We start from the raw sequence: 21882 nt of genomic DNA on the forward strand, positions 1-21882 counted from the left end.
GTCCCCTCTTCCTCCCTTCTCTTCCTTCCCCCCCCCCCCCCCCCCCCCCCCCCCCCCCCCCCCCCCCCCCCCCCCCCCCCCCCCCCCCCCGCGGTGGGGTCAGCCCCGCACCCTCACCACCCTCAGCGCCGGCGAGCGGGCGATGTCCTTCTCGCAGAAGCGGGACGTCACCCAGCGTTCACCCGAGAACAGCTCGGTCTGGTCGCTGTAATGGCGAGAGGTGGGGTCGGACGACTGGGAGTACGTCAGCAGCGTCCGCGCGACCGGGCAGCGGCCGCCGTCCCAGCCCACGGCCTGCACATGGCTGGTGCCGTGCGCCACCTCCGTGTAGCCACCGGCCGCCGCGTTCCACACGGGCTCGGCCTTGTTCCAGATGCCCAGCGATTCCGTACCGCCGGAGACCGGAAGGCGCGTGCCGTTGCGGACGACGAACTGGTGGGCTCCGAGCGGCGCGTCGAGCGCGATCCCCGCCGCGCGCAACTCGGCCACCGCGTCGGTGAGCGCCTTCGCGAACGCCGGCGACGCGGTGTTGAGCGTGCGCGGCGTACGGACCGGATCGGCCGCGTCGAACGGCACCTTCCACTGCTCGGCGATCGGCGCGGCGCCGGTGAACTTCCGCCAGAACCGGTCGAAGAGCAACGCGCCCCGGCTGTCCGTGTTCACCGTCCTGTCCCAGGCACCGATGACCCGGCACGCCTCCGGGTCACCCGGCAGCGCGGCCGGGCACGCCCTCGCCGCGTCGGCGGCGGCCAGATCCCCGGCCGGCGCGCGGTTGGCGAACTGCTGGCGCTGCAGATCGGCCACCGTCAGCCCACCCTTCGCCGCCATCGCCGCGACATCCTCGACACCGCCCCGGGTCCGCAGCGAGCGCGGCGTGCCGATGGTGCCGAAGACCCGCTCGTAGCCGGTCAGCGGCCGGTCCGCGTTGGTCAGCCACGCGCTGTCGTTGGAGTTCTCCGCGTACGGCGCGTCCCGCAGCACCGGCATCCTCGACGGTCCGAAGACGCCCGGCTGCAGCGCGTCCGGGTCGGAGCCCGGTGCGCAGTCCGCGCGAGACCCGTCGAGAACCGCCACGCCCGACGCCGGATAGGTGACCTTCCCTAGCGGCGTGGAGCAGCGCTGCGCGAGCTCGTCGGTGATCCGGGGCAGGACCTGCGACTGGGTGAAGAGGGAGTGCCCGGCCGAGTCCGCCGCGACCGTGTTCACCCACGGCAGGCCCTGCGTGCGGCGCAGCGCGTCCAGGATGTCCCCGGTCGAGTGGGACTTGCCGAAGGCCAGAGCGGTGTCCGAGCCGCGCAGATTGGCGGCGTTGGGGTCATTGAGGGCGTACGCCGTCGTCGTCGACCAGGGGAGCGGCAGCTGGGCGCCGAGCCCGGTGACGACCGGACCGTACCGCGTCCACCACTGCGTACGGGTCACCTGGCCACCGTCCTTGAGGGGCACGGTCACCGCACGCCTCACCATCCGCTCCGGCTTTCCGTCCACCAGATACGCGGTCGGGTCGGCCGGGTCCAGCGTGAGCTGGTGCAGATTGAGGGTGACACCCGTAGCGACGGTGTGACTCCAGGCGACCTTGTCGTTGAAGCCGATGTTGACGACGGTGGTGCCGAGCAACGAGGCTCCGGAGACGTTGAGTTCGCCGGGTATGGTCTGCTGCGACTGCCAGAAGCGGCGGCCGCCCTGCCACGGGTAGTGCGGGTTGCCGAGCAGCAGCCCTCGCCCGTTCGCAGTCGTGCGCCCGCTGAACGCCACCGCGTTGGACCCCATGGTCGCGTTCTCGGCGGCGAACAGGGCGCGCGCCGCCTCCGCCGTACGGGCCGGGTCCGGCGCCGCGTCGGAGGCGCCGGCGCCGGAGGGGGCCTCGGGGGGCCGGGCGGCGGTGATCCCGTCGATGCCCCGGCCCTGTCCGCCCAGCACCGACACCGCGAACCCGCGCCGTGCGACATCCAGTTGGGTGACGGGCCGTACCCAGTCGGCGTCCTTGCAGGCGGGGTCGGTGACGCGGTTCTGCCGCAGCCATGCGTTGTATCCGGCCGCCCAGCCGCGCATCAGCTCCTTCAGCCGACGGCTCGGGCCCACCGGGGCGGTCCGGCCCAGAAGTGCCTCGACGGTGCCCGCGTCCCTTACACCCTTGAAGTACAGGTCGCTGGAGAGGTTCTTCGTCGCGGACGACAGCGAACCGTCGGGGGCTCCGTCGGGACCGAAGTACCGCGAGCGTTCGCCTCGCACGGTCACGAAGCCGTCGGCGAGCGTGCACACCTGGTCGGCGGCCTGGGCCCAGCCGGTACCGAAGCCCAGATTCGCGTAGTCCTTCGCCACGATGTGCGGGATGCCGTACTCGGTGTAGCGGATGACGGCGGACAGACCGCCGCCCGACGGATGGCGGCGGCCAGCGGAGTCGGCGTCCGCGACGGCGGTCTGTGGCAGCGCGGCGGTGACGGTGGCCAGGGCAGCGACGGCCAGGACCAGATGTCTCGCACGGGTCCGGAAGAGCAACATGCCTCCCAACGGGACTGGAGTGAAGGGCGGTTGGACCATGCACGCACCCAGCGGGCCCGGTGTCAACGTCCCGTTCGGTATCCGAGGTACGGACCCGTGTCGCGCCGCCATGAAGGGCGACCCGCCCGCAACCCGTCCGCAGTCTTGACCCACCCCGTCCCGCCCCCGAGGATCCAGCCATGGAACGCCTCCTCACCAGCACCGTCGACGGCATCCTGCGCCACAGCGCGCAGCGCACCCCCGACCGGACCGCCGTGCGGTACGCGGACCGGTCCTGGACCTACGCCGAGCTGGACGCGGCCGTGTCCACGGCGGCCGCCGTGCTGAGCGGGCAGGCGCTCGCCCCGCGGAGCCGGGTCGCCACCTACGGGCACAACTCCGACGCGTATCTGATCGCCTTCCTCGCCTGCTCCCGCGCCGGGCTCGTCCATGTGCCGGTCAACCACCACCTCACCGGGGACGACCTGGCCTACATCCTGCGCCAGTCCGGCAGCTCACTCGTCCTCGCCGACCCGGACCTCGCGCCCCGCGTCCCTGACGGGTTTCCCGTCCTCGCGCTGCGCGACACCGCCGACTCCCTGTTGACCGCCCTCGCGGACCCGCTCGCCCACGAACCGCTCGGCGACCCCGGCGACCTCGTCCAGCTTCTGTACACCTCCGGCACCACCGCCCTGCCCAAGGGCGCGATGATGACGCACCGCGCCCTGGTCCACGAATACGTCAGCGCCATCACGGCCCTCGACCTCCAGGAGACCGACCGGCCCGTCCACTCGCTGCCGCTCTACCACTCGGCGCAGATGCACGTGTTCCTGCTGCCGTATCTCGCGGTCGGCGCGGAGAACACCATCCTCGACGCGCCCGATCCCGCGCGGATCTTCGAGCTGATCGAGTCCGGGCGGGCCGACAGCCTCTTCGCTCCGCCGACCGTCTGGATCGGCCTCGCGAACCACCCGGACTTCGCGACCCGGGAACTGGGCGCCCTGCGCAAGGCGTACTACGGCGCCTCGATCATGCCCGTGCCCGTACTGGAGCGGATGCGCGACCGGCTGCCCGGGCTGCGCTTCCACAACTGCTTCGGCCAGAGCGAGATCGGCCCCCTGGCCACCGTCCTCGGACCCGACGAGCACGAGGGCCGCATGGACTCCTGCGGCCGGCCGGTGCGCTTCGTCGAGGCCCGGGTGGTCGACGAGGAGGGCAAGGACGTCCCCGACGGCACCCCCGGCGAGGTCGTCTACCGTTCCCCGCAGTTGTGCGAGGGGTACTGGGACAAGCCCGCCGAGACGGCGGAGGCGTTCCGCGACGGCTGGTTCCGCTCCGGCGACCTCGCCGTGCGCGACACCGAGGGGTACTACACCGTCGTCGACCGGGTGAAGGACGTCATCAACTCCGGGGGCGTCCTGATCGCCTCCCGCCAGGTGGAGGACGCCCTCTACACGCACCCGGCCGTCGCCGAGGCCGCCGTCGTGGGCCTCCCCGACGAGCGCTGGATCGAGGCAGTCACCGCCGTGGTCGTACCGCGTGAAGAGGTCACCGAGGCCGAACTGATCGCCCACGCACGGGAGAAGCTCGCCCCCTTCAAGGCCCCGAAGAAGATCTTGTTCATGGACGAGCTGCCGCGCAACGCCAGCGGGAAGATCCTCAAGCGGGAGCTGCGGGACCGGTTCACCGAGCGCCCCGCCCCCTGAACGGGCCACCACAAGGGGCGGCTCCCGGCCGACCGTGGTCAAGTCGAAACCACGGACCGGTGAAGGAGACGGCGCATGGCAAAGGAACAGGACCCGGGGAAGATCGAGGTCAATGCCCTGGTCTCCCAACTACTGCAGGCAGGCGTCGAGGACGCGATCACACTGACGGGCTTCCTCGCCCCGTCGGACCGCGAGGGTTACGTCCGGCTCTTCCCAGGGCTTCACACCATGGCGCGGAGTGTCGAGATCGCCGAAGGCGACATCGTCGCCACGGTCGACCTGCCGAAATCACGTCTCGGTGCGGTGGCCATCTGGGTGAAACGGGATGCCTCGCTCCACCACCACATCGTCGAGACGGCGCAGGCGTGCGCGGCCCGGGCCCCGGCCGGTGAGCTCTCGAACCTGCAGCGCGGAGGGTTGCGGATGAAGGTCCGCTCCCAGCCGCGTGACACCTGCACGTGCGTGATCATCTGTGACGGGACGCAGTGTGTCCCCTGCACCTGCAATTGCCTGCCGCGATGACGACGACCGTGCCGGAAACGGCGGAACGGTGGGCCGAGGCCCTGGCCTTCGACGCCCCCTACCTCGTCGAGAAACTCATGAAGGATCACGTCGTCGAGTCTGCCGAGGAGGCAGAGGCGCTGTTCCGCGAGGTGAAGCGTTACCTGGTCATGGTCGCCGCCGACCGTTCGGTCCTCTGGTCGATGTACTCCCTGAGGGTGGACCAGATCTGGCATCAGTTCATCCTGTTCACCCGCCAGTACATGGAGTACTGCCGCGAGCATTTCGACAGGTACATCCAGCACGCGCCGAGCACGTCACCGGCGGTCGAAGACCTGGAACGACGTACGCCCTCGACATTCCCCCGGTTCGCCGAGGCGTACGAGCAGCTCTTCGGCGAGCCCCTGCCCGACGTGTGGTACGACGAGAACAACGTCACGCTGGGCCGGTGCATCATCAACTCCCGTGCGGCCACGTACAGCCTGCATGAGGAGGGCGAAATGGTCGAATGGCTGAACGGGCTGGGTGAACCGGTCTTCGCAGTCGATCGCATCGCCCGTGCGGCCTTGGAGTTCATCGCCGCCACGGGGTCGTTCTTCGTCCGCGAACTCCCGGGAGATCTCGTCGATGAGCAGAAGGTCGCTCTGATCTCCGCCCTGGTGGAGCACAGGCTCCTCGACCTGGCCTCGTGAGGTACCCGCTCGAGCGGTACGGAGGGATTTTTCGGGCCGTCGGCTTCGTGGTTGTCCATGGCTCCGTGGCATTCCGGGCGCGCCGCCGGATGATGGGTCAGCGTCCTCGTCGAAGTCGCCTGGGTCCCGTTGGCCCCACGGCTACCGCAGGTCCACGATCCGTTTGATCTTCCCCACCGACCGCTCCAGCGTCTCGGGGTCGACCACCTCGACCCCGACCGACACCCCGATGCCGTCCTTGACGGCCGACGCGATCGCCCGAGCCGCCTGCGCGCGCTGTTCGGGCGTCGCCCCGGCCCGCGCCTCGGCCCGTACCGTCAGCGCGTCGAGCCGGCCCTCACGCGTCAGCTTCAGCTGGAAGTGCGGTGCCACCCCCGGCGTGCGCAGCACGATCTCCTCGATCTGGGTGGGGAAGAGGTTCACCCCGCGCAGGATCACCATGTCGTCGCTGCGCCCGGTGACCTTCTCCATGCGGCGGAACACCCGTGCCGTACCCGGAAGCAGCCGGGTCAGGTCCCGGGTGCGGTAGCGGATCACCGGCATCGCCTCCTTGGTCAGGGAGGTGAAGACCAGCTCGCCCTGCTCCCCGTCCGGCAGCACTTCGCCGGTGAAGGGGTCGACGACCTCCGGATAGAAGTGGTCCTCCCAGATGTGCAGTCCGTCCTTGGTCTCCACGCACTCCTGCGCGACACCCGGTCCCATCACCTCCGACAGGCCGTAGATGTCGACGGCGTCGATCGCGAACCGCTCCTCGATCTCCCGGCGCATCTCCTCGGTCCACGGCTCGGCGCCGAATATGCCGACCTTCAGTGAGGTGGTACGGGGGTCGACGCCCTGCCGTTCGAACTCGTCGAGGAGGGTGAGCATGTACGACGGGGTGACCATGATGATCTCGGGACGGAAGTCCTGGATCAGCTGCACCTGACGGGCGGTCATTCCTCCGGAGGCGGGGATGACGGTGCAGCCGAGCCGCTCGGCGCCGTAGTGGGCGCCCAGACCACCGGTGAACAGGCCGTATCCATAGGCCACATGGACCTTGTGCCCGGGCCGGCCGCCCGCCGCGCGGATCGAGCGGGCCACCACGTCCGCCCAGATGTCCAGGTCGCGGTCGGTGTAGCCGACGACCGTGGGACGTCCCGTCGTGCCGCTCGAGGCGTGGATGCGACGGATCTCGGACTGGTCCACGGCGAACATGCCGAACGGGTAGTGGTCGCGCAGATCCGTCTTGGACGTGAAGGGGAAGCGGGCGAGATCGGCGAGCGTGCGGCAGTCCTCGGGGCGCAGGCCCGCCTTGTCGAAGGCCTGCCGGTAGAAGCCGACGTTCTCGTACGCGTGCCGCAGCGTGCCACGCAGGCGCTCCAGCTGAAGCGCCCGGAGCTCCTCGCGGCCGAGCCGCTCCCCGCTGTCCAGCAGATCCGTCATTCGCCGCTCTCCCGTCCCGACCCAACCCAAAACGGACAACCGATCATTCGGTCTGTGCCTCCGGGTCAGTAATTCAGCAGGTCGCGCCCCCTGGCAAGGGGCGTGCGCGATTTTCTGCCGGGGAAATCCGATTGCCCCGCCGCTCCGCGCGGTGCTGGAGTGGGCCGCATGGATCATGAAGAGGTGCGGGCGCTGTACGACCGGCAGATGCGACGCGACGCCCGGCCCGACGGCCCCGGGGCGCGGGTGGAGCGGGACGGCCCGGTGGTCCGGCAGATGGGGCCCGCGCACGCCTGGAACGGCGTCCTGTGGTCGAGCCTCGGCGCCGTCGACGCCGACGCGGCCATCGCCGAGCAGATCCGGTACTTCACCTCACTGGGCCGCGCCTTCGAGTGGAAGGCGTACGGGCACGACGGCCCCGCCGATCTCGGCGCCCGGCTCCTCGCCGCCGGGTTCACCGCCGAACCGGACGAGACCCTGATGGTCGGCGAGACGCGACAGTTGTCCTCCGCCGTCGAGGTGCCCGACGGCATCGAGCTGCGCCCGGTCACCGACGCGGCCGGTGTGAAGCTGGTGACGGACGTCCACGACCGGGCCTTCGGGACGGACGGCTCCCACCTCGGGCGGCAGCTCCTCGACCGGCTGGCGGCCGCCCCCGACGCCGTCGCGGCCGTCGTCGCCATGGCCGGGAGCACCCCGGTGAGCGCCGCCCGCCTGGAGCTGAACCCCGGCAAGGACTTCGCCGGTCTGTGGGGCGGCGGCACGGTCGAGGCCTGGCGCGGGCGCGGGCTCTACCGCGCGCTGATCGCCTTCCGTGCCCGCATCGCCGCCCACTGCGGCTACCGCTACCTCCAGGTCGACGCGTCCGACCAGAGCCGGCCGATCCTGCAGCGGCTCGGCTTCGCGGCGCTCACGACCACGACTCCGTACCTCTACACGCCCTGATCAGCGCGACCAGTGCGCCGGGCGGGTCAGACCGGTCGGCAGGCTGGTGGCCGCGTCCCCCTTGGCCGCGTTGACCTGCGGCTGAGTGAGGAAGAGGGCGCCCGTCAGATCGGCGCCGGAGAGGTCGGCGTCGCGCAGATCGGCGCCAATCAGATCGGCGAGCGTGAGGTCGGCGCCGGTGAGGTCGGCGGCGATCAGCAGGGAGCCGCGCAGATCGGCGCCCCGAAGGTCCGCGCCGCGCAGCCGGGCGCCGACGAGGTCGGCGCCCCGGCGGTTCTTCGTCCTGCGCCCCGCCGTGGCCCGTACGAGAGAACTGGTCTTCAGCAGGAGCGTGTTCACCTCGCCCCGTACCGCCGCCACGTCCACCGCCTGGAGCTCCTCGGCGCTACCCCGCGTCAGCCGCTCCACCTTCTCCAGCGCCCGCCGGAGATCGTCGTGGATCGAGCGGGTGGCGTGCAGCGCGAGCGCCTCGGTGAGATAGCGAATCAGCTCATGGAGCTGGCGCATCACCGGAAAGACGTCGAACATCTGCTGAGCGGTGCCCGGCGCCTCCCGCCAGTCCCGGCCGCCGAAGGTGATCTGGGAGACCTTCTGGCCGGCGCCGAAGCAGTCGTACACCGTGCAGCCGGAGAAGCCGGTGGCGCGCAGCTCGGTGTGGATACCGCAGCGGAAGTCGGTCCGCAGGTTCCGGCACGGCTTCCCCGCGGGCTTGTCGATCGCGAAGTCGGCCGACGCGGCGAAGGGCAGAGCGACGCAGCAGAGCCCGAAACAGTTCGCGCAGTCGCCGCTCAGTGCGGCGACCGCGGGGGCGGTGGTCTCGGGGTGTTCGGGCACGGGGTGCGCTTCCTCGGTGTTCGACGGTGATCGATCCCCAGGATTACATCCCGCCCCGGTACGACGGGACAAATCGTTTCCTCCCCCGTCCGCTGTCCGTTTCCCGCTCTTCGGCGAACTCGGTCGCCCGGAGCCGGGCGGGCGGTGAAGATCAACGCCATGCCCACGTTCAGCGCGTACGACGGAATCGAACTCTCCTCCCGGATACGAGGGGAGGGCGAGCCGCTGATCTGCCTGCCGGGCGGCCCGATGCGCGCCTCCCGCTACCTCGGTGACCTCGGCGGGCTCGACGCCCACCGCAGCCTCGTCCTGCTCGATCTGCGCGGCACCGGAGACTCCGCGGCGCCCGCCGACCCCGCCACCTACCGCTGCGACCGGCAGGTCGCCGACGTCGAGGCGCTGCGCGAGCACCTCGGCCTGAGGCGGATCGATCTGCTGGGCCACTCCGCGTCGGGCAACCTCGCGGCCACTCGACGGGCGGCGGGGCCGCTGCCTGCTCGCCCAGGAGTCGCCGCGCTCGTGGGACACCTGGTCCTCGAGGAGGCGCCACCGCTCTTCCCGCGGACCCGTCCCGCGCGGTCGACCAGGACGATCCGGCCCGGATGGCCGAGCGGATCCCCGACAGCCGGCTGGCCACCCCGGACAGGGGCGGACTACCGGCCGCCGTCGTGGGCGGCGGCCACCGACCGCGCCCAGCGGTAGTCCGCCTTGCCGCTGGGCGAGCGCTGGATGTGGTCGGTGATCACCAGCTGGCGAGGCACCTTGTACCCGGCGAGCCGGGTCCGGCAGTGCGCCTGCAGGGAATCCAGGTCCAGCGCCCCCGCCCCGTTCCTCAGCTGGACGACCGCCGCCACATGGTTGCCCCACTTCGCGTCGGGCACCCCGGCGACCAGCGCGTCGTACACGTCCGGATGGGACTTGAGTGCCTGCTCGACCTCTTCCGGGTAGACCTTCTCGCCGCCCGTGTTGATGCACTGGGAGCCCCGGCCGAGGACCGTGACGACGCCCTCGTCGTCGACCGTCGCCATGTCGCCGAGCAGGACCCAGCGCTCACCGCCCTTCTGGAAGAAGGTCTCGGCGGTCTTCTCCGGGTCGTTGTAGTAGCCGAGCGGAACATGACCGCGCTGGGCGATACGGCCGGGTTCACCCACGGGCGTGGGCTCGTGCGTCGCGGGGTCGACCACCTGCGTACGGTCGTTGACGAGCAGCCGGAAGCCCTTCTCCGGGCCCGAGTCCTCCGTCGCCCTTCCGTTGGAACCGGACTCCGACGAACCGAAGTTGTTCAGCAGCAGCACGTGCGGCACGAGCTCCTGGAGCTCGGCCCGCACCGTCTCCGACATGATCGCCCCGGAAGAGGAAATGCTGAACAGAGAGGACAGGTCGGTGCCCCTGAGCGGCCCCTTCAGCGCGTCGATGAGCGGACGCAGCATCGCGTCACCCACCAGTGACACGCTGGACACCTTCTCCTTCTCGATCGTGCGGAGCACCTCTTCGGGCACGTACTTGCGGTGCAGGGCCACCCGCTGGCCGTAGTTGAAGGCGACGAACGAGGTCAGTGTCGACGTGCCGTGCATCAGCGGGGGAGCCGGGAAGAAGGTGAGCCCGGGGGCGCCTGCCGCGACCCGCTCGGCCAGTTCCTCGGGGCGCTTCACGGGCTCGCCCGCCGGCTCGCCACCGAAGAGGCCCGCGAAGAACAGGTCCTCCTGCCGCCACATGACGCCCTTGGGCATCCCCGTCGTACCGCCGGTGTAGATGATGAACAGGTCGTCCGCGGAGCGGGGCCCGAAGCCCCGCTCCGGTGAGCCGGCCGCCTCCGCCTCGGTGAACGCCACACAGCCGAGCGGGGGCGCGCCCTCCGGCGGGGTCCCCACCCGCACCAGGTGCCGCAGCTTCTCCGTCTGCGGCAGCGCGGCCGCGACCCGATCGGTGAACTCGGCGTCGAAGACGAGCGCCGCCAGGTCCGCGTCGCGGTAGAGGTAGACGAGCTCCTCCTCCACATAGCGGTAGTTGACGTTGACCGGCACGATCCTTGCCTTCAGACACGCGAGGACGGTCTGCAGGTACTCGACGCCGTTGTAGAGGTGCAGACCGAGATGCTCGCCCGGCCGGATTCCGGAGTCGATCAGATGGTGGGCGATGCGGTTGGCGGCGGCGTCGAGTCCGGCGTAGGTCAGCCGGTGCTCCGCTCCCGTGCCGGGGTGGTCGATGTACACGAGCGCCTCGCGGTCGGGGACCACGTCGACCACCGACTCGAACAGGTCGGCAAGGTTGTACTCCACCATTCCTCCTGACCCCGGGCCCTCACTGGCTCGGCGGCCATTAGAGCGCCGACGGCCACAACTGGGAAGGGCCGCCGTAGAAGAATCTGACTGGGTGTCAGAAAACTATTGAACTGGGCCCCCGCCTACTGCAACCTGTTCTAGGTCTTGAGACGGGAGGACGGCAATGGGTGGGACAGAACACCTCACCGTGCAGCGCGAAGGCGCCACGCTGGTGCTCACTTTGAACAGGCCCGAGGCGAAGAACGCGCTCTCGCTGCCGATGCTGGTCGGCCTGTACGACGGCTGGCTGGAGGCGGACGCCGACGACGGGATCCGCAGCGTCGTGCTCACCGGTGCGGGCGGCTCGTTCTGCGCGGGCATGGATCTCAAGGCCCTGGCGGGAAAGGGCATGGAGGGTGAGCAGTACCGGGACCGGATGAAGGCCGACCCCGATCTGCACTGGAAGGCGATGCTGCGCCACCACCGCCCCCGCAAGCCGGTGATCGCCGCGGTCGAGGGCTACTGCGTCGCCGGCGGTACGGAGATCCTGCAGGGCACGGACGTCCGCGTCGCCGCCGCGTCGGCCACCTTCGGTCTGTTCGAGGTCAGGCGCGGTCTCTTCCCCATCGGCGGCTCCACCGTCCGCCTGCCCCGGCAGATCGCCCGGACCCACGCGCTGGAAATGCTCCTCACCGGGCGCCCCTACACCGCCGAGGAGGCCGCTCGCATCGGGCTCGTCGGCCAGGTCGTCCCCGACGGCACCGCACTGGACAAGGCCCTGGCCATCGCCGAGCAGATCAACGCCTGCGGGCCGCTCGCCGTCGAGGCGGTCAAGGCGTCGGTGTACGAGACGGCCGAGATGACCGAGACCGAGGGGCTCGCCGCGGAACTGGTGCGCGGCTGGCCGGTGTTCGACACGGCCGACGCGAAGGAGGGCGCCCGCGCCTTCGCGGAGAAACGGGCCCCGGTCTACCGCCGCGCGTGACTTCCCGGCGGCACACGTATGCACGCCCCGCCCGGCCGCTGGAGCCGCCGAGATGGCAGCCCGGTGCCCGCCGGCCCTCGAGCCCTCAGAGAAAACGGAGCCGCACATGACCGCCGCACCCCCACCGGAGGTGCTCCGCGCCCCTCTCGTCGTGGAGTTCCCCTTCACCCGCTCCCTCGGCCCTGTCCAGTCCGCCTTCCTGACCGGCCTGCGCGAGCGCACCGTCCTCGGCGTCCGCACCGAGGCAGGACGGGTCCTCGTCCCGCCCGTCGAGTACGACCCCCAGACCGCGGCGGAACTCCGCGACCTCGTGGAGGTCGGCGCCACCGGCACCGTCACCACCTGGGCGTGGAACCCGGCTCCGCGCCGGGGACAGCCTCTCGACACGCCGTTCGCATGGGTGCTCGTACGTCTCGACGGGGCCGACACCGCTCTCCTGCACGCCCTCGACGCGCCCGGGCCCGACGCCATGCGTACGGGGATGCGGGTGCGCGTTCGCTGGGCCGCCGAACGCGTGGGCGCCATCACCGACATCGCCTGCTTCGAGCCCGACGAGAGCGGGCCGGGCGGCAGCGAGCCGGCCGGGAGCGCGCCGGGCATGGAGGCGCGGGACCACGACGGCCGGTTCGCCGACCCGGTCACGGGGATCGTCGCGCCCGCCCGCCTCGACTACACCTACGCCCCCGGCCGCGCCCAGACCGCCTACATCCACGCCCTCGCCGACCGCAGGACCGTCGGCGAACGCTGCCCGTCCTGCCGGAAGGTGTACGTCCCGCCCCGGGGCGCCTGCCCGACCTGCGGAGTCGCCACCTCGGAGCAGGTCGAGGTCGGGCCGCGCGGCACGGTCACGACGTACTGCATCGTCAACATCAAGGCGAAGAACCTCGACATCGAGGTGCCGTACGTCTACGCGCACATCGCGCTCGACGGAGCCGACCTCGCCCTGCACGGACGCATCGGCGGCATCCCGTACGACCAGGTCCGCATGGGGCTGCGCGTCGAGCCCGTCTGGACCGACGGCGGCCGCCACCCCGACCACTACCGGCCCACCGGCGAGCCCGACGCCGACTACGACACGTACAAGGAGCTGCTCTGATGCGAGACGTGGCGATCGTCGCCTTCGCGCAGACCGACCATCTGCGGCGTACGGACGAGCTCTCCGAGGTCGAGATGGTCATGCCGGTCCTCCACGAGGTGTTGGCGCGGACCGGCCTGAAGACGGGGGACATCGGCTTCACCTGCTCCGGATCGAGCGACTACCTCGCCGGGCGGGCCTTCTCGTTCACCATGGCGCTGGACGGCGTCGGCGCCTGGCCGCCGATCTCCGAGTCCCATGTGGAGATGGACGGCGCCTGGGCGCTGTACGAGGCCTGGATCAAGCTGCTGACCGGCGAGTGCGACACCGCGCTGGTCTACGCGTACGGCAAGTCGTCCCCCGGATCCGTACGCGACGTGCTCACCCGCCAGCTCGACCCGTACTATCTCGCCCCCCTCTGGCCCGACTCGGTCGCGCTCGCCGCGCTCCAGGTCCAGGCGCTGATCGACACGGGGGAGACCGACGAACCGGCGCTCGCCACCATCGCCGCCCGCAGCCGTGAGGACGCCGCGCGCAATCCCCACGCCCAGCTCCCCGGCGCCCGCCCGCAGGGCGACTACCTGGTACGGCCGCTGCGGACCGGGGACTGCCCGCCCATCGGCGACGGCGCCGCCGCCGTGATCCTGGCCGCCGGCGACAGGGCCCGCGAGCTGTGTGAACGGCCCGCCTGGATCCGGGGCATGGACCACCGCGTCGAACCCCACGCCCTCGGCGTGCGCGACCTCACCGACTCACCGTCCACCCGGCTGGCCGCCGAGCGGGCCGGCGCCTTCGAGCGGCCCGTCGACACCGCCGAACTGCACGCCCCCTTCACGTCCCAGGAGGTCGTCCTGCGCAAGGCCCTCAGCCTCGACGAGACGGTGAGGGTCAACCCGTCCGGCGGAGCCCTCGCCGCCAACCCGATCATGGCCGCCGGGCTCATCCGCCTCGGAGAGGCCGCCGCGCGCATCCACCGGGGCGCGTCCGACCGCGCCCTGGCCCACGCCACATCCGGCCCCTGCCTCCAGCAGAACCTGGTCGCCGTCCTGGAAGGGGAGTCCCGTGCCTGAGGCCGTGGCATCGAAGGAGCCCGTCGCCGTCATCGGCATCGGGCAGACCAAGCACGTCGCCGCCCGCCATGACGTCTCCATCGCCGGACTGGTCCGCGAGGCCGCCCTGCGCGCCCTGGAGGACGCGGAGCTCACCTGGGCGGACATCGACGCGGTCGTCATCGGCAAGGCCCCCGACTTCTTCGAGGGCGTGATGATGCCCGAGCTCTACCTCGCCGACGCGCTCGGCGCCGTCGGCAAGCCGATGATGCGCGTCCACACGGCCGGCTCGGTCGGCGGCTCCACCGCCCTGGTCGCCACCAATCTGGTGGCGGCCCGCGCCCACCGGACCGTACTGACCCTCGCCTTCGAGAAGCAGTCCGAGTCCAACGCCATGTGGGGGCTGTCCCTGCCCATCCCGTTCCAGCAGCCTCTCCTCGCGGGCGCGGGCGGCTTCTTCGCCCCGCACGTCCGCGCCTACATGCGCCGCACCGGCGCCCCCGACACCGTGGGCTCCCTCGTCGCGTACAAGGACCGCCGCAACGCCCTGAAGAATCCGTACGCCCACCTCCACGAGCACGACATCACCCTGGAGAAGGTGCAGGCGTCGCCGATGCTCTGGGATCCGATCCGCTACTCGGAGACGTGCCCGTCCTCCGACGGTGCCTGCGCAATGGTCCTGACCGACCGCGCGGGCGCGGCCCGTTCACCGCGACCGCCCGCATGGGTGCACGGTGGCGCGATGCGCAGCGAGCCGACGCTCTTCGCAGGCAAGGACTTCGTGTCGCCGCAGGCCGGCAAGGACTGTGCCGCCGACGTGTACCGGCAGGCCGGCATCGCCGACCCTCGACGCGAGATCGACGCCGTCGAAATGTATGTGCCCTTCTCCTGGTACGAGCCGATGTGGCTGGAGAACCTGGGCTTCGCCGCCGAGGGCGAGGGCTGGAAGCTCACCGAGTCCGGAGTCACCGAACTCGACGGGGACCTGCCGGTGAACCCCTCCGGCGGTGTCCTTTCCACCAACCCGATCGGCGCGTCCGGGATGATCCGCTTCGCCGAGGCGGCGCTCCAGGTTCGGGGTACGGCGGGCGAACATCAGGTGGACGGGGCGCGCAGGGCGCTCGGTCACGCGTACGGCGGCGGGGCGCAGTTCTTCTCGATGTGGCTGGTCGGCGCGGAGCCGCCCACCACCTGACCCCGGACTCCCGGCGGGCCGTGCGAAGCCGCCCGCCGGACGGGCCGCGGACCTTCCGTCGCGGCCTGTCGGCGGCCGACCTCGATCGCTAGGCTGACCGGACGACGACAGGGGAGGAGCACAGACGTGACGGAGAGCATCACCACGCAGCACACCTTCGCGGGCTGGGACAAGCCGGACCTCGACCTCACCAACGCCGACTGGCGCTCGGGCAGCCAGGGCGCCGGCGACGTCCAGATCGCCTTCGTCGAGGGGTTCATCGCGATGCGCAACGGCGGGCGGCCGGAGGCGCCGTCGCTCATCTTCACCCCGGCCGAGTGGCGTGCCTTCGTCCTCAACGCCCGGGACGGCGAGTTCGATCTGACGTGACCGGCGCGGCGGGCGCGTGGCGGACCCGCGCCGCCTGCGTGACCGGGTCGCCGTCGGCCCTGCCGATGGCAGGCGCCCTCGGTTCCTGGCGTTCCCGCGGACCTGACCGGACGGAGGCGCGCCCTGGGTTCAGGGCGGTCTCCAGGGCGAACCTGTCGATCCCGGCCGGTGGGCGCGCGGTGTCCGGCGCCGTTTCCTCGCGTCGGACGGCCGCCCAGCGGAGGCCAAGGAGAAGCAGGAGACCCCGGGCCACCCTCGGTCGGCCTCGTCGTGCGGCTTGCCGGACTCGGTGCCCGCGGTGCCCCGGGCGCGGCGGACGAGCCCGGCGCCGCGCGTCCGTCCCGATCGGCCGGCCCCGCGCCGCGCGGGCCCCGCATGTCACCGGTCCGGCCGTCAGGGCCGCCGCCTCGGCACCGGGGGCTTCGGTCCCCGGGCTCTTGCGTCACTCCCTTGCCACGGGGCGGCGCGGAGGGCCCCAGGTGGGCCGGTGACCGGCCGTCCGCCTATCGTGGTGATCATGAGTGGAGAACGTGACCTCGCGCGTCTGGTCTCCGGAATGCGCCCGGAGCTCAACCCCGGAAGCTTCGTCTTCACCACGGTCCAGGGGCCCTCGGCCCCGGCGGGCGTGCATCCGGTCGTCACCGTCGCGGAGAGCGAGGGGCTCACCCTCGTCGTACGCCAGGACGAGGCCGACGCCGCGTCGCTGCCGTACGACTACGTCGCCGCGTGGATCACCCTGCGCATTCACTCCGCCCTTGACGCCGTCGGTCTGACCGGCGCCTTCGCGGCGGCCCTCGCCGAGGCCGGGATCAGCTGCAATGTGGTCGCCGGCTTCCACCACGACCACCTCTTCGTGCCGTACGACCGGGCCGGTGACGCGCTCGCCGCACTGCGGAGGCTCGCGGAAAGTGCCACCTAGAGCCTCTCCTTCGGATGTTGCCGGGCTCCCTGGTCCCGGCGCTCCCACTGACCCGGCCCGCTCCGAAAGACAGGCCCCAGCCCGGCGCCGCCCGCCCCGCCCGGACACGTACCATGGCGGCATGTCCTTCCTCCGCCGCCGCAGCGCCGCCACACCCGCGGGCCCGGACTTCGACGTCCTGGCCATGGACCCGGGGGACTGGCCCGGCAACCTCGGCGCCGGTCTGCTGCCCGCCCCCGACGGCACGTGTCAGGGCGTCTTCCTGCGCTACGACCTCTTCGGCGGCCGCGGCCCCGCGATGATCATCGGCAATCTGCCGGAGGGCTCGCCCGCCCGCGAGCTCGCCGAGGGGCAGATCCCCTTCGAGGTGGCCCAGCTGCTCGCCGCGCTGGAGAACGACGAGCCGGTAGAGGTCGTCGACACCGAGGACATGCCGGTCATGCAGGGCGACAACCTGCTCATCGTGCGCCGCCTCAAGCTCTCCGAAAGCCGGATCTCCTGCGTGCAGTTCGACCGCAGCGACAATGTCCTGGTGACGATCGCCAGCTGGGACCGGCCCATCACCGACGACCTGTACGCGCTGCTGAAGCCGCTCCCCGCCGAGCTCTTCCAGCAGGGCTGACACCGGACGCCCGCGCGCGACTGGGCCTAGAGTCGGTCCATGGCTTCAGAGTCTTCATCGCACCAGGGGAGCGCGACCGCGCGCGTCGACGCCTGGATCTGGGCGGTACGCCTCACCAAGACCCGGTCCCAGGCCGCCACCGCCTGCCGGGCCGGGCACGTCCGCGTCAACGGGGAACGTGCCAAGCCCGCCCAGACCGTCAAGGTGGGGGACGAGGTCCGGCTCTTCCACGCCGGCCGTGAGCGCATCGTCGAAGTACGGCGGATCATCGCCAAGCGCGTCGGCCCGCCCGTCGCCGCCGAGGCATACGTGGACAACAGCCCGCCCCCGCCGCCGCGTGAGCACGTCGCGCTGGCCGGTGTCCGCGACCGGGGCGCCGGACGCCCGACCAAGCGCGAGCGCCGTGAACTCGACCAGCTCCGCGGCCACCGCCCTCCGGACCACGACCGGTAGCACCGGCGGGCAGCGTCCGGGCCGGGACGACGCCGGCTCCCACGACCGCGACCAGGTCGTGGGAGCCGCGGTACGACATGGCCTAGGAGGTCAGCAACGCGTGGATCCGGGCCGCCGACGTCCCAAGCCCCGTCGGTCCGGCCGGCAGCAGCGGCGTACCACTGCCGCTGTGGACGTCCTGCGCTCCGTAACGGCGCACCTTCCGGTGCCAGTTCAGGATCCCCGCGAGCCAGTCCTCCAGCTCCCGCACATACGCGTCGAGCGCGTCCCTGCCCCGCTGGTTCAGGCCGAAGTCCTCGCACAGCAGCGGCAGTTCATGCTCCTTCACATGGAGGAACTGGCGCAGCCGGCCCCGGATCAGATCGTCGATGATCGCGACGCCGGTCGGATAGTCGCAGTCGAAGAACTTCTGCACCACCAGAACGCCGTTGTGCACCTCGCCCTCGACCTCGATCTCCTTCTGGTACGAGAAGAGGTCGTTGAGGAGCGAGGCATAGTCGGACGCCGAGTTCTCCAGGCTCCGGATCGTTCCGGTGCGATAGATCTCCGGTGGCAGGTCCCGCTCGTGCCGCAGCCGGCACAGCAGCATCGTCAGCTCGGAGCCGAAGGTGTGGTGCCGCATCTCGATGTAGTCGACCGGGTCGGGAACCCGGTGCTGCGCCTGGTTCTGCAGCTCCCACATCCAGCTGTCCAGCATGGTGTCCAGCGCCTCCCGCAGCGCCTGCCTCGCCAGCGGCCCCATCGGTCCCGCCGTGCGCGCCCACAGATCGGCGAGGCTCCGCTCCAGCGGGCTGACCGCGAGCGCCGCGCCGGCCCCCGGCTCGTCGACCGGCATGCAGGTCTTGAGCCGCTCGGTGCACTCCTTCGCGCCCACGAGATTGCGTGACCTGCCGAAGACCTGCGGGTAGTAGTCGTCCCCGTACGTCCCCCAGGTCAGCCACTCGGCGCTGAGCTCCAGCTCCTCCAGGGTCGCGTCCGGATCGAGCCCGGCCGAGCACAGCGCGAAGTCGAAACCGACCAGCATGGGCTCGTCCCAGATGTCGTCCAGCAGACCCATCCGGGACGCCCACGCCACCGATCTGTCGCGGGCCTCGGCATGATGCGGGCTGAGTGTCAGCGGGAACGGCAGATCGAACTGGGGCAGCAGTGATGGTCCCACCCGCTGGTGGGGTACATGGGTGAGGCCGCGCAGCCGTGCGGCGGCCGGACGCCCGAAGAGCGTCCTGATGTCGAGCGCCGACGTGCCCAGCACCCCGCTCGACCAGGTGGGACCGGTGTCCGCACCCTCGTTCATGTAGCGGCTTGAGCGCATGTGCCACTCATGGCCGCCGGACTGCCAGTCCTGAAGCCCCTTGATGTACGCGGCGACCGCGGCGCACTCCGCCGGGTTCAGCCCCTTTTCCACGCACAGCCCCGGGACTTCGGTCAGGGCGGTGTTCTCGAACTGCTGCAGCCGCGAGGTCAGCAGGTCGTTGACCGCCTCGGCGGCCTCCTGCGTCGTACAGCCGAGGAAGGTCTCCAGGACCAGGATGCCGTTGCTGTTCTCGCCCTCGTCCTCCACCTCCCGCTGGTACGAGAAGATGTCGTTGCGCAGATGCACGGCGTCGGAGAAGGCGTCGGTCAGGACCCGCAGCGGACGTGAACCGGCCACCGCCTCCGGGACCTCCGCGCCGGCCGCGTACTCCACGAGCCCCGCCGACCACGGCGCGCCGCCGACCTTGCGGCGCATCTCGATGTACTCGACCGGGTTGGCGATCCGGCCCTCGTTGATGTTGGACAGCTCCCACATCGACTCGTTGAGGAGGTTCTCGGTCGCCTCCGCGAACCGGGTCCGCCACGCGGTGGACATCGAGGGGACGGTCCGCGCCCACAGATCCGCGAGGCCCGCCTCCACCGGATTGGTCGGCTCGGGCGTCCCGGCCGTCGGGTCCATCGGCATGAACAGCGGCAGCCGGTCCAGATACGCCTTGCCGCCCTCCCGGTCCTGGGTGCGCTTGAAGACCTCCAGGAAGTGGTCGTCGAAGAAGAACACCCAGACGTACCAGTCGGTGACCAGCGACAGGGCCTCGGCGTCGCAGTCGGGGTGGGTGTAGGAGCACAGCAGCGCGTAGTCGTGGGACTCGAGGTCGTGCAACTCCCACACCCCCGATCCCTCCAGCATCCCCATCCGGCGCGCCCACTCCCTGGTGTGTGAACGTGCCGCCTCCACATGGGGGTTGAGCCGCGCCGGATACGGGACATAGAAATCCGGCAGTACGAAGGGCTGTGCCATGCGTGCCAGGCCTTTCGGTGAGCGTCGGGGCTACGCGCCCGATCTACCCCCCGTTCGGACGATCCACGCGACTACCGAATTAGTCGTACAAACCCGCCGTTCGTGTCCCCCGTCCCACGTCACCCGCGGGACACCCGCACATCCGCCGCCTTCACGAAGGCGACCCGGTGCCCGAACTGGATCTCGTAGTACAGCTCCTTGCCGCGCACCACGGTGTGACCCGTCGTGTCGTACACCGGGGCGAAGAAGTACTCGCCGGGTGTACGGTCACCGACCACATAAGACTGTCCCGCGAGCAGCTTGTACGGCAGTGGCGCGATCGTCTGCACCGGCACCCCCGCCGGATACGCCGACGCCTCCGGATAGGCGCGCCCGTACACCGGAATCTCGCTCAGGCCGTCCCTCGGGGTCAGCACCCGGCCCCGCGCGCCGACCGCCGTCGGCTCCCTCCACGGGTTGTGGAACCAGGCCTTCTGCCCCAGATACCAGATCGCCGTCCAGTCGCCGAGCCGCTCCGCCACCGCGTACTGCTGGCCCGTCGACGCCCGCGCGCCCGTGTCGTTGACCCCGGTCGTGGAGTCCTGGCCGCCCGGGCGCAGACCGATGTCCTTGACCAGCGGACTCGTCTCGCTCGGCCCGGTGTGCAGCCGCACCGCGCCACTGCCGTGCGGGGCGCACGCCTCGCCGGCCTTCACGCAGTCCGTGTACACGGGCTGGTGGGCGGTGTACTCGGGGCGGATCGTCACCACGCCGCTGTGCGGGCCGGCGCTCGGCGTCAACGGCCTGCCGAGCAGGGCGAAGTAGTGGGCCCAGTCCCAGTAGGGCCCGGGGTCGGTGTGCATGCCCCGGATCGTCGCCGGCGTCGTGCCCGGCACATTGTCATGACCGAGGATGTGCTGCCGGTTCAGCGGGATGTCGTACCGCTGGGCGAGATACCGCACCAGCCGCGCCGATGTCCGGTACATCGCCTCCGTGTACCAGGCGTCCGGCGCGACCAGGAAGCCCTCGTGCTCCAGACCCACCGACTTGGCGTTGATGAACCAGTTGCCCGCGTGCCAGCCGACGTCCTTCAGCGACAGATGCTGGGCGATGTGCCCGTCCGAGGAGCGCAGCGAGTACTGCCACGACACATAGGTCGGGTCCTGGACCAGCTTCAGAGTGATGTCCCAGGTCGCCTCCGTGTCATGGATGACGATGTAGTCGATGTCCTGGCTCTCGGGCCGGTTCCCCTTGTCGTGGTTGCCGTAGTCCCCGTCACCGAACTCCTCGTAGGGCGCGGGGATCCACTCGCACGCCACCGTCCTCGGGCACTCCGTCTTCCCGGCGTCGGCGGTACGCAGCCCCAGCCCGGCTGCCTGCGCGGTGTCCGGTGCGACATCCGCGTGGGCCGGCAGGGACACGACCTGACCGCTGTCCGTCACCCGCTCCTCGCCGGCGCGGATCACGTCGAACACGTCGTTGGCGTACGTCGTCGCCGTCGCCGTGTCGTCGGCGCCCGAGTAGCGCGCCACCGCGCCGTACCAGGCGGCAGGGTCGGCGCTGAGCGGCTTGCCGAGTTCCCGCTGCGCCGCCGCGAGCAGCGCGGCGCCGCCCTGGATGTTCGCGGAGGTGCTGGTTCGCAGCGCGTCGGCGGAGAGCCCTGACAACGCGGCCGCCCGCTCCAGCGTTCTCAGCCGGGAGGGCAGCTCGGCCGGGGCGGGCAGCCCGGCCTCTGTGCCGTACTTCGCCGCACGGGTCTCGTCGCCCCGCGCGTCCTCCGCGCCGTGCGAATGATGCGGCGCCTGCGCGAGCGCGGTCCTCGCGTCCGTCAGATGCATGGGGCCGTAGCCGCCCGTGACACTCGGCGCACCACCGTGCGTGTCCCAGCGGGACTGCAGATAGGAGACCGCGAGCAGCACACTGCGGGGCACGTCGTACCGGTCGGCGGCCACGGCGAAATCCCGCTGCAGGGAGTCGGGAGCGGGCGGCGGCCCCGCCGTCGCGGGCTGGGCGGCCGAGAGAAGGGGGAGCAGCAGGGCGGCGGCCGCCACGGCGCCGCCCGCTCCGCGTGCATGTCGACGAGCGGGACCGTGCAAGGCAGCCTCCTGAGACGGGTGGTGCGCGG

General features: G+C 71.3%; 18 protein-coding genes and 1 pseudogene. 13 read left to right on the forward strand and 6 right to left on the reverse strand.

Annotated elements, in window-relative coordinates; genetic code table 11:
• Positions 1 to 99: 99 nt before the first annotated feature.
• A complete protein-coding gene (locus ACZ5VC_RS12490) occupies positions 100 to 2499 on the reverse strand; it encodes a penicillin acylase family protein (RefSeq protein WP_469120024.1) in 2400 nt (799 codons plus the stop codon).
• Positions 2500 to 2678: 179 nt separating this feature from the next.
• On the opposite strand from ACZ5VC_RS12490, the gene ACZ5VC_RS12495 reads away from it, so the two are divergent.
• The 3 genes from ACZ5VC_RS12495 to ACZ5VC_RS12505 all read left to right on the forward strand — a co-directional run bounded on the left by ACZ5VC_RS12495 (position 2679) and on the right by ACZ5VC_RS12505 (position 5377).
• Positions 2679 to 4184 carry an acyl-CoA synthetase gene (locus ACZ5VC_RS12495; RefSeq protein ID WP_469120025.1) on the forward strand — a complete coding sequence of 502 codons (1506 nt, stop codon included), beginning with the start codon at positions 2679 to 2681 and terminating at the stop codon, positions 4182 to 4184.
• Between the two features lie 75 nt (positions 4185 to 4259).
• Positions 4260 to 4706 carry a hypothetical protein gene (locus ACZ5VC_RS12500; protein WP_469120026.1) on the forward strand — a complete coding sequence of 149 codons (447 nt, stop codon included), beginning with the start codon at positions 4260 to 4262 and terminating at the stop codon, positions 4704 to 4706.
• Entirely contained in the window at positions 4703 to 5377 is a 675-nt protein-coding gene (locus tag ACZ5VC_RS12505) for a glycine-rich domain-containing protein (RefSeq protein ID WP_469120027.1), read from the forward strand. Before ACZ5VC_RS12500 ends, ACZ5VC_RS12505 begins: the two co-directional genes overlap by 4 nt.
• A gap of 141 nt (positions 5378 to 5518) precedes the next feature.
• On the opposite strand, the gene paaK is transcribed toward ACZ5VC_RS12505, so the two are convergent.
• A complete protein-coding gene (gene paaK, locus ACZ5VC_RS12510) occupies positions 5519 to 6799 on the reverse strand; it encodes a phenylacetate--CoA ligase PaaK (protein ID WP_469120028.1) in 1281 nt (426 codons plus the stop codon).
• A 168-nt stretch (positions 6800 to 6967) separates the two neighbouring features.
• Here paaK and ACZ5VC_RS12515 point away from each other — a divergent pair, with 168 nt between their 5' ends.
• Positions 6968 to 7744 (forward strand): GNAT family N-acetyltransferase, encoded by a 777-nt coding sequence (locus ACZ5VC_RS12515; protein ID WP_469120029.1) that lies wholly within the window; start codon positions 6968 to 6970, stop codon positions 7742 to 7744.
• Here ACZ5VC_RS12515 and ACZ5VC_RS12520 read toward each other — a convergent pair whose 3' ends face one another.
• Positions 7745 to 8578 (reverse strand): pentapeptide repeat-containing protein, encoded by an 834-nt coding sequence (locus ACZ5VC_RS12520; protein WP_469120030.1) that lies wholly within the window; start codon positions 8576 to 8578, stop codon positions 7745 to 7747. It abuts the gene before it with no gap.
• Positions 8579 to 8737: 159 nt separating this feature from the next.
• Between ACZ5VC_RS12520 and ACZ5VC_RS12525 the strand changes: the two are divergent.
• A pseudogene (locus tag ACZ5VC_RS12525) lies at positions 8738 to 9067 on the forward strand (alpha/beta fold hydrolase); the annotation flags it as partial.
• Between the two features lie 164 nt (positions 9068 to 9231).
• On the opposite strand, the gene ACZ5VC_RS12530 reads toward ACZ5VC_RS12525, so the two are convergent.
• Positions 9232 to 10857, reverse strand: coding sequence for an acyl-CoA synthetase (locus tag ACZ5VC_RS12530; RefSeq protein WP_469120031.1), 1626 nt, complete (start codon positions 10855 to 10857; stop codon positions 9232 to 9234).
• A gap of 166 nt (positions 10858 to 11023) precedes the next feature.
• Between ACZ5VC_RS12530 and ACZ5VC_RS12535 the strand changes: the two genes are divergently transcribed.
• The 8 genes from ACZ5VC_RS12535 (at position 11024) to ACZ5VC_RS12570 (ending at position 17506) form a co-directional block, all read left to right on the forward strand.
• On the forward strand, positions 11024 to 11824 hold the full coding sequence (locus tag ACZ5VC_RS12535) for a crotonase/enoyl-CoA hydratase family protein (RefSeq protein ID WP_469120032.1): 801 nt from the start codon (positions 11024 to 11026) through the stop codon (positions 11822 to 11824).
• 106 nt (positions 11825 to 11930) lie between these two features.
• The gene (locus ACZ5VC_RS12540) at positions 11931 to 12920 is read left to right on the forward strand and encodes a Zn-ribbon domain-containing OB-fold protein (RefSeq protein ID WP_469120033.1); all 990 of its coding nucleotides are present in this window, start codon (positions 11931 to 11933) and stop codon (positions 12918 to 12920) included.
• Positions 12920 to 13969: a thiolase domain-containing protein gene (locus ACZ5VC_RS12545; RefSeq protein WP_469120034.1), complete on the forward strand. Its 1050-nt coding sequence runs from the start codon at positions 12920 to 12922 to the stop codon at positions 13967 to 13969. Before ACZ5VC_RS12540 ends, ACZ5VC_RS12545 begins: the two co-directional genes overlap by 1 nt.
• A complete protein-coding gene (locus tag ACZ5VC_RS12550) occupies positions 13962 to 15143 on the forward strand; it encodes a thiolase domain-containing protein (RefSeq protein WP_469120035.1) in 1182 nt (393 codons plus the stop codon). The genes ACZ5VC_RS12545 and ACZ5VC_RS12550 overlap by 8 nt, the downstream gene beginning before the upstream one ends.
• A 126-nt stretch (positions 15144 to 15269) precedes the next feature.
• The gene (locus tag ACZ5VC_RS12555; RefSeq protein WP_469120036.1) at positions 15270 to 15512 is read left to right on the forward strand and encodes a DUF397 domain-containing protein; all 243 of its coding nucleotides are present in this window, start codon (positions 15270 to 15272) and stop codon (positions 15510 to 15512) included.
• Between the two features lie 517 nt (positions 15513 to 16029).
• The gene (locus ACZ5VC_RS12560; protein WP_469120037.1) at positions 16030 to 16431 is read left to right on the forward strand and encodes an ACT domain-containing protein; all 402 of its coding nucleotides are present in this window, start codon (positions 16030 to 16032) and stop codon (positions 16429 to 16431) included.
• 121 nt (positions 16432 to 16552) lie between these two features.
• Entirely contained in the window at positions 16553 to 17053 is a 501-nt protein-coding gene (locus ACZ5VC_RS12565; RefSeq protein WP_468707872.1) for a hypothetical protein, read from the forward strand.
• A 39-nt stretch (positions 17054 to 17092) separates the two neighbouring features.
• Complete coding sequence (locus ACZ5VC_RS12570; protein ID WP_469120038.1) at positions 17093 to 17506, forward strand: RNA-binding S4 domain-containing protein; 414 nt, start codon at positions 17093 to 17095, stop codon at positions 17504 to 17506.
• Between the two features lie 82 nt (positions 17507 to 17588).
• On the opposite strand, the gene ACZ5VC_RS12575 is transcribed toward ACZ5VC_RS12570, so the two are convergent.
• On the reverse strand, positions 17589 to 19778 hold the full coding sequence (locus ACZ5VC_RS12575; RefSeq protein ID WP_469120039.1) for a terpene synthase family protein: 2190 nt from the start codon (positions 19776 to 19778) through the stop codon (positions 17589 to 17591).
• Positions 19779 to 19897: 119 nt separating this feature from the next.
• Positions 19898 to 21808 carry an N-acetylmuramoyl-L-alanine amidase gene (locus ACZ5VC_RS12580; RefSeq protein ID WP_469120040.1) on the reverse strand — a complete coding sequence of 637 codons (1911 nt, stop codon included), beginning with the start codon at positions 21806 to 21808 and terminating at the stop codon, positions 19898 to 19900.
• Positions 21809 to 21882 lie beyond the last annotated feature (74 nt).

Source organism: Streptomyces sp. NPDC033174 (assembly GCF_055577795.1).